The 6,291-nt window shown below is 70.5% G+C and carries 6 protein-coding genes; 1 reads left to right on the plus strand and 5 read right to left on the minus strand.

Annotated elements, in window-relative coordinates; translation table 11 throughout:
• Positions 1–87: 87 nt before the first annotated feature.
• Positions 88–618, minus strand: coding sequence for a P-loop nucleotide/nucleoside kinase family protein (locus tag AB0J52_RS02415; RefSeq protein ID WP_500179757.1), 531 nt, complete (start codon positions 616–618; stop codon positions 88–90).
• Positions 619–854: 236 nt separating this feature from the next.
• Here AB0J52_RS02415 and AB0J52_RS02420 point away from each other — a divergent pair, with 236 nt between their 5' ends.
• A complete protein-coding gene (locus AB0J52_RS02420; protein WP_500179758.1) occupies positions 855–2,747 on the plus strand; it encodes an RCC1 domain-containing protein in 1,893 nt (630 codons plus the stop codon).
• A gap of 75 nt (positions 2,748–2,822) precedes the next feature.
• Here the strand turns inward: AB0J52_RS02420 and AB0J52_RS02425 are convergent, their stop codons facing one another.
• The 4 genes from AB0J52_RS02425 to AB0J52_RS02440 all read right to left on the minus strand — a co-directional run.
• A complete protein-coding gene (locus tag AB0J52_RS02425) occupies positions 2,823–4,403 on the minus strand; it encodes a P-loop NTPase family protein (RefSeq protein WP_500179759.1) in 1,581 nt (526 codons plus the stop codon).
• 48 nt (positions 4,404–4,451) lie between these two features.
• The gene (locus AB0J52_RS02430) at positions 4,452–4,982 is read right to left on the minus strand and encodes a GNAT family N-acetyltransferase (protein ID WP_500179760.1); all 531 of its coding nucleotides are present in this window, start codon (positions 4,980–4,982) and stop codon (positions 4,452–4,454) included.
• Positions 4,983–5,013: 31 nt separating this feature from the next.
• Entirely contained in the window at positions 5,014–5,448 is a 435-nt protein-coding gene (locus AB0J52_RS02435) for a S26 family signal peptidase (RefSeq protein WP_500179761.1), read from the minus strand.
• Positions 5,445–6,291, minus strand: an 847-nt coding sequence (locus AB0J52_RS02440; protein ID WP_500179762.1) for an ABC transporter ATP-binding protein, incomplete at its 5' end; no start/stop codon positions are given. The genes AB0J52_RS02435 and AB0J52_RS02440, both read right to left, overlap by 4 nt.

Consider the following 6,291-nt stretch of genomic DNA (forward strand, 5'->3'; position numbering starts at 1 on the left):
GGCCGCCGAGTTCCGGACGACCGCCCGAGTAGGCGGTGATCACGCCGGGCTGCTTTCACCCCGGGTCTACCCGGCACATCCCGAGCCTCACCCGTCGCTCCGCGCGAAGGCCGCGATCCCGTCCATACCCGGGTCGTAGCCGTCGGAGGTGTCGACGTCGAGGGTCGGGACGTTCATCTCGACCGGGACGAACTCGTTCTGGAACGTCAGCGAGTGGTCGGCGTGGGCTCGGCGGTGGCCGTCCGCGTCCAGGCGTTGCGCGACCCGCTCTCTGCCGACGTCCTCTGGCGCACCGCATCGGATGATGCGGACGTCGGCCAGCTCTTGGAGGGCCGTCAGGCGCGGGTTCCACACCTTGTCCTGGAACGCCGCCTCGGCGACGACCGTGCATCCGGCGGTCAGCATCAGCCGGAGGACGTCGAAGAAAAGGTCGGTCGCCTGGCGCGTCATCGTGTCACCGGGTTCGGCACAGTACTCGGCGTCCGCGAGCACCATGCCCTGCTTGATCTCGTCGCGGAGCACCGCCGGACACCCCAGCACCCGCGCCAGCTCGTGCGCCAGCGTCGTCTTGCCGACACCCGCCGGCCCGCTCACCACCACAAGAACGACTCGTCCCATCCCGGCAGGCTAGTCCGGCCCCACCACCCCTGACGATCACATTCCGTTCTGATGTGAGTACGCTATGCAGTGATCTTGCTGTTCTCCGCTGGCGCGTCCAGAGGAGTCCGGCCATCGGATCGGCATCGGGGGGATGCGCGATGAGTAGTGGACAGGCCGGCCGATCCGTGCCCCGGCACAGCCGCCGGGCACCTTGGCGCAGATCACGGGCCCTTTGGGGGCGAGGTGTGCTGGCCGTGCTGGTGGCCGCCGCGTGCGTGGCCGGGGGCCAGGCGGTGGCGCAGCGTCCGGCGTCCGCGGCTCCGCCCACCGACCTCGCCCTCGGCACCGGGTACAACCGCTATGGCCAGATCGGCGACGGCACCACCACTGACCGGCATGCCCCGGTTCCGGTGGCACTGCCCGCGGGCGTGACCGTCACCCAGATCTCCGCCGGTCAGCACCACAGTCTGGCGCTGACGTCCGACGGCCGGGTCCTGGCCTGGGGGCGCAACAACTACGGTCAGCTGGGCGATGGGACGGCGACCCAGCGCACCATCCCGATCGAGGTCCATCTGCCCTCCGGCGTCACCGTCAGCCAAATCTCCGCAGGACACACTCACAGTCTGGCGCTGACGTCCGACGGCCGCGTCCTGGCCTGGGGCCAGAACAACGTCGGGCAGCTCGGCGACGGCACCACCACCAACCGCTACAGCCCGGTCGACGTGCATCTGCCCCCCGGCGCCATCGTCACCCAGGTCTCCGGCGGATCGCAGCACAGTCTCGCGCGGACCTCCGACGGCCGCGCCCTGGCCTGGGGGAACAACAACAGCGGACAACTGGGAGACGAAACGACGACCCACCGCCACAGCCCGGTCGAGGTGCACCTGCCGCCGGGCGCGGCCGTCGAGCAACTCTCCGCCGGATCGAGCTTCAGCCTGGCGGTGACGGCGGACGGCCGAGCGCTGGGCTGGGGAAGCAACACCTTCGGAAGGCTGGGAGACGGAACCACCACCGCCCGCCACAGCCCGGTGTACGCGCACCTGCCGTCCGGGGTCGCCGTCACCCAGATCGATGGCGGCGTGGAACACAGTCTCGCGGTGACCTCGGACGGCCGGGCACTGGGCTGGGGAAGCAACGTCCAGGGGATGCTGGGGGACGGCACCACCACCACCCGCCACAGCCCGATCTATGTGCATCTCCCGTCGGACGTCACGATCACTCAGATCTCCGCCGGGTGGGGCCACAGCATGGCGGTGGCCTCGAACGGGCGGGCCTTCGCCTGGGGCTACAACGGCTACGGACGCCTCGGGGACGGCACCACCGTCGATCGCCACACCCCGGTGCTCGTGGCCCTGCCCGCCTACACGGTGGCGACCGCCGTCGACGCGGGCAGCTACCATTCCCTGCTGCTGGCCGAACCGTACGGCAGCCGGACCTCGCTGACCGCCGAGCCCACCCACGCCGCGCCCGGTCGGGAGGTCACCCTGACCGCGACCGTCACCTGCGCGTTCGGCGACCCGGCCGGCACCGTCACCTTCGTGGACGACGACGACCGGGTGATCGGCACCGCCGAAATCGACGCCGCCGGCGTCGCCACCCTGAACACCACGGGCCTGGACGAGGGTGAACACCACATCACCGCCCACTACGAAGGCGACGCCGTCTGCCCGCCGTCAACCTCCAACACCGTCCGGGTCACCATCAGCCCCGAACCCGCGCCCGGGGTCGCCAGCCTCCACCTGTCCAAGGAGTTCGACTCGTTCGTGAAGCCGCAGGGCGGACACAAGATGACGCACAAGCACGGACGTCACGGGCACCGGGATCACGCGCGCGGCGCCCGGATGACGCTCGCCGCTTGGCACGACCACGACGCCATCCGCTACCGGTTCGTGGTGACCAACGACGGCGACGTCCCGATCGACGCGATCACCATCCACGACTCCCTCATCGGAACCATCACCTGCTCGTCCCACACCGTGGAACCCGGGCAGTCGGTCACGTGCCACGGCGTCCACAAGGTCACCGGCGAGGAGAAGTCCCGCGGCTACGTCGACAACACCGCCACCGCCACCGGCACCCGCCAAGACGACGGAGAGACTGTCACCTCCAACGAGGCCCGTCTGAGAGTGGACATCACCTACGCCTGAACGACCCGCGCTCGCCGCCCCCACCGGTGGGGGCGGCGAGCGCGTCGCGTTCAGCGGCTCGTCGGTGGTGCAGGCTCATGCGCGGACCAGCGTGACCTTGCGTCCGGCGGGCGACTCGACGGCTTCGACCGAGACGCGGTCGGCGACCGGCGGGGCGTCTTTGCGGCGGTCGAACACGATCAGCGTTCCGGTGTCCAGGCCGAGGCTGTCGAGATAGCCGTCCAACTGCTCCAGGCCGTCCGGCACGGGATCGCCCTTGTCGGTGCGGACCTTGAGCTCATACGCCGACCACTGCATCGCGCGGTGGCCGTCCTCGTCGATGTACGGCTTGCGGATGGTGAGGTCGAGACGCTTGCGGCCGAGCGCGTACTCGCGGTCGATGAAGCCGCCGCCGTTCACCACACGCTGCAGGAACGCCATGAAAGTGAGGTGACAGGCGGCCTCGTGGTAGGTGTGGCGGTTGTCCAGAATCTCCGCGTTCACCTTCCAGAAGGCGATGAACTCCCGGAGCAGCCTGTCGGTGTCCAGGCGGCCGTCCGGCAGGAGGAAGGTTCGCGGCTCGGCGACGATCCTGTCCTGGAGACGCCGGGACAGGAGCCGGATGATCACCTCCTGGTAGATCGGGTTGGAGATCTGCAACGGCCTCGACCGGGTGACCAGGCCGAGGTCCCGCACGTACGCGAGGTCGTCGTCGTAGGTGTCGTCATCGGACTGGACGTCCCCACCCGTGATCATCGGTTCGATCATGCGCTGCACGCGGGGCTCGTGCACGCGCGAGACCAGAGAGTCCAGATGGGTGTCGCGCCGGCGGATGAGCCGTTCGACCGCCTGGTCCATCAGGTCGTCGGTGATCGGCTCGGACGCGGGGACGCCCATGACCTCGATGACCTCCCTGGCCAGGGCGTTCACCAGCCACGGCTGTCCCTGACTCGCCTCGAACGCCCGCTGGACGGCGGGGGCCTCGAAGACCTGCCCCGTCGCGTCGGTGTGCTGGCCGTACAGCTCGGCGACCTCGTCGAACCCGAAGTCGCCCACCCGAAGCGCCGCGACGCTGATGTTGAACGGGCTGGCCGTACCCAGGCGGGACGGGTCCCCGCCCGCCGCCGCCTTGTAGTCACGGACGTTCCGCATCCCACAGAGCACCACCGAATGCGGGAAAGGCGTCACGGAGGACGTGGCGCCGTCGCGTAGCTGGCCGAGCACCTCGATGAGCACGGAGCCGGTCAAGGAGTCGATCTCGTCGAAGAGCAGCACCAGAGGCAGCGGACTGCGCTTGGCCCACGCCCTGAGCCCCCTGAAGATCAGGCGGCCGGGCGGCGACGCAGGCCAGGGGTCGGGAGGCCGGCACTCGACGGGAACCCCGAAGTCTTCGGCAGCGTCCGCGAGGGCCGTCAGAAGGCGTTCTTCGGCAACGCCGATGTCCTCCACCGTCTTGATCGTCTCGCAGGAGAACCGCACCGCGGCGTACCGCCCCGTGGCGTTGAGTGCCTGGGTCAGCAGCGTCACGGTGGTCGTCTTGCCCGACTGCCGGGGAGCGTGGATCACGAAGTACTTGCCCTGTTCGGCGTACCTCTGGGCTTCCGGCAAGCGGCCGAGCGGGTCGAGCATGTAGTGCTCGCCCGGCTTACACGGACCTGTGGTGTTGAACTCCTTCACGCTTAGCACACTATCGGTCACACATTGGATCTGTGGGCACTTCGGACGTCAGGGGCGGGATCGCCACTCGGAGGCGAGGAGGCCGTAGAGCTCGTCGTTGTGGAACTCGCCGTTGGCCCAGAAGGAGCCCCGCAGAGTGCCCTCGTGGGTGAAGCCGTTGCGTTCCGCGGCGGTGCGCATGGCGACGTTGTCGGTGAGGGTCTCCAGGGCGATGCGGTTGAGGCCGCGGATCTCGAAGCCGTAGTGGCAGAGGGCGCGGACGACGTCGGTCGCGAAGCCCTTGCCCCGCGCGGACGGAAGCAGCGTCATGCCGATGTGGGCCGAGCGGTTGTGCAGGTCGATGCCCCACAGGATGGCCGCGCCCGCGAGTTCGCCGGACGCCAGGTCCACGACGGAGAAGTCGGCGGCGGCCGGGTCCGGGGGCTGGACGGCGAAGGGCGACGCCTCCGCGCCGAGCGGGGTCCACGGACGGGTGTCGGCGCGGGAGCGTGTCTCGACGTCGTTGTAGAGCTCCTCGTGGAGCAGCGGCACGTCGTCCGCGTGGCGGGCGCGCAGCCCGGTCTTCTCGCCTCGGATCATGCTCCTTGCTACCCGAGACGGCGCTAGTTGATCAAGAGGCGGTGCTGTGCACGCGGGTGAGGACGACGCCCAGGACGCGGGACTTGCGGACGGGCCCGAAGTGGCGGGAGTCCCAGCTCGTGGGCCGGTTGTCGCCCAGCACCACGATCGTTCCCCGGGGGACGGTCGTGGTGTCCAGGGGCTTGCCCTCGGGGGCGGCCCACTCCTCGTGGAGCGGGTCGCCGGGGAGGGCGACGGCGCGTTTCAGCAGCAGGACGTCGTGCGGGTCCGAGCGCAGAAGGGTGATCTGGCCCCGGCGGACGTGCCGGGTGCGGCGGATCAGGACGCGGTCGCCGGAGCGCAGGGACGGTTCCATGCTGTCGCCGTCCACGGTGGTGAGGATCAGCGTCCGGCGGGCGGCGACGGCCGAGGCCGCCACCGCGGCCAGGGCGACGACCGTCCCGAGGGCGAGGGTGCTCCGGGTCATGAGTTCACCTCCTGGTAGCCGCTGGCCTGGAGCCGGAACAGCCGGGCGTAGCCGCCGTCCGCCTCCAGGAGCGAGTCGTGCGTGCCCTGCTCGGTGATGCGGCCGTCCTCCAGGACGACCACCCGGTCGGCGTCGCGGACGGCGCTGAGGCGGTGCGAGATGAGCAGGCTGGTGCCGCCGCGCCGGTGTTCGCGCATGAGCGTGTGGACCTCGTGTTCGGCTTCGGGGTCGAGGCCGGAGCTCGGCTCGTCAAGGATCATCAGGTCGCGGTCCTCGCGGACGAGGGCGCGGGCGAGCGCGAGGCGCTGCCACTGCCCGCCGGACAGCACGACCCCGGACGTGGCGTCGCCGTCCCCGTCGAGCGCGAACATCCTGGTCAGGGGCGTGTCGTAGCCCTTCGGCAGGGCGGCGAGGCGGTCGTGGACGCCGGCGCGGCGCGCGGCGCGTTCGAGGCGGGACGGGTCGTCCAGGGCGGTGAGGTCGCCGACCGCGATGTTGTCGCGGGCGGACATCTCGTAGTTCATGTGGTCCTGGAAGACGGCGCTGACGCGGTCGCGCAGCTTCTCCGGCGGGATGTCGCGGATGTCCTCGCCGTCCCAGAGGATGCGGCCGCGCACCGGGTCGTACATCCGGCACAGGAGCTTGACGAGCGTGCTCTTGCCCGCGCCGTTCAGGCCGACGAGCGCGACGGCGCGGCCGTGCGGGATGGTCAGGTCGAGGCCGCGCAGCACCCACGGCAGGTCGTCGCCGTAGCGGAACCAGACGTCGCGGAACTCGATGCCCCGGCGCAGCGGCGGCGCCTCCCCGGTGACCGCGCGGGGCAGGTCGGACGGGGCGCGGTGG

Source organism: Spirillospora sp. NPDC049652, from assembly GCF_040675125.1.
Lineage (GTDB): Bacteria > Actinomycetota > Actinomycetes > Streptosporangiales > Streptosporangiaceae > Spirillospora.

What these genes read in the sequence shown, in the direction of transcription:
- AB0J52_RS02415 (WP_500179757.1), bottom strand. Translation starts at nt 618, where the DNA reads ATGGGACGAGTCGTTCTTGTGGTGGTGAGCGGGCCGGCGGGTGTCGGC.
- AB0J52_RS02430 (WP_500179760.1), bottom strand. Translation starts at nt 4,982, where the DNA reads ATGATCCGAGGCGAGAAGACCGGGCTGCGCGCCCGCCACGCGGACGAC.
- AB0J52_RS02435 (WP_500179761.1), bottom strand. Translation starts at nt 5,448, where the DNA reads ATGACCCGGAGCACCCTCGCCCTCGGGACGGTCGTCGCCCTGGCCGCG.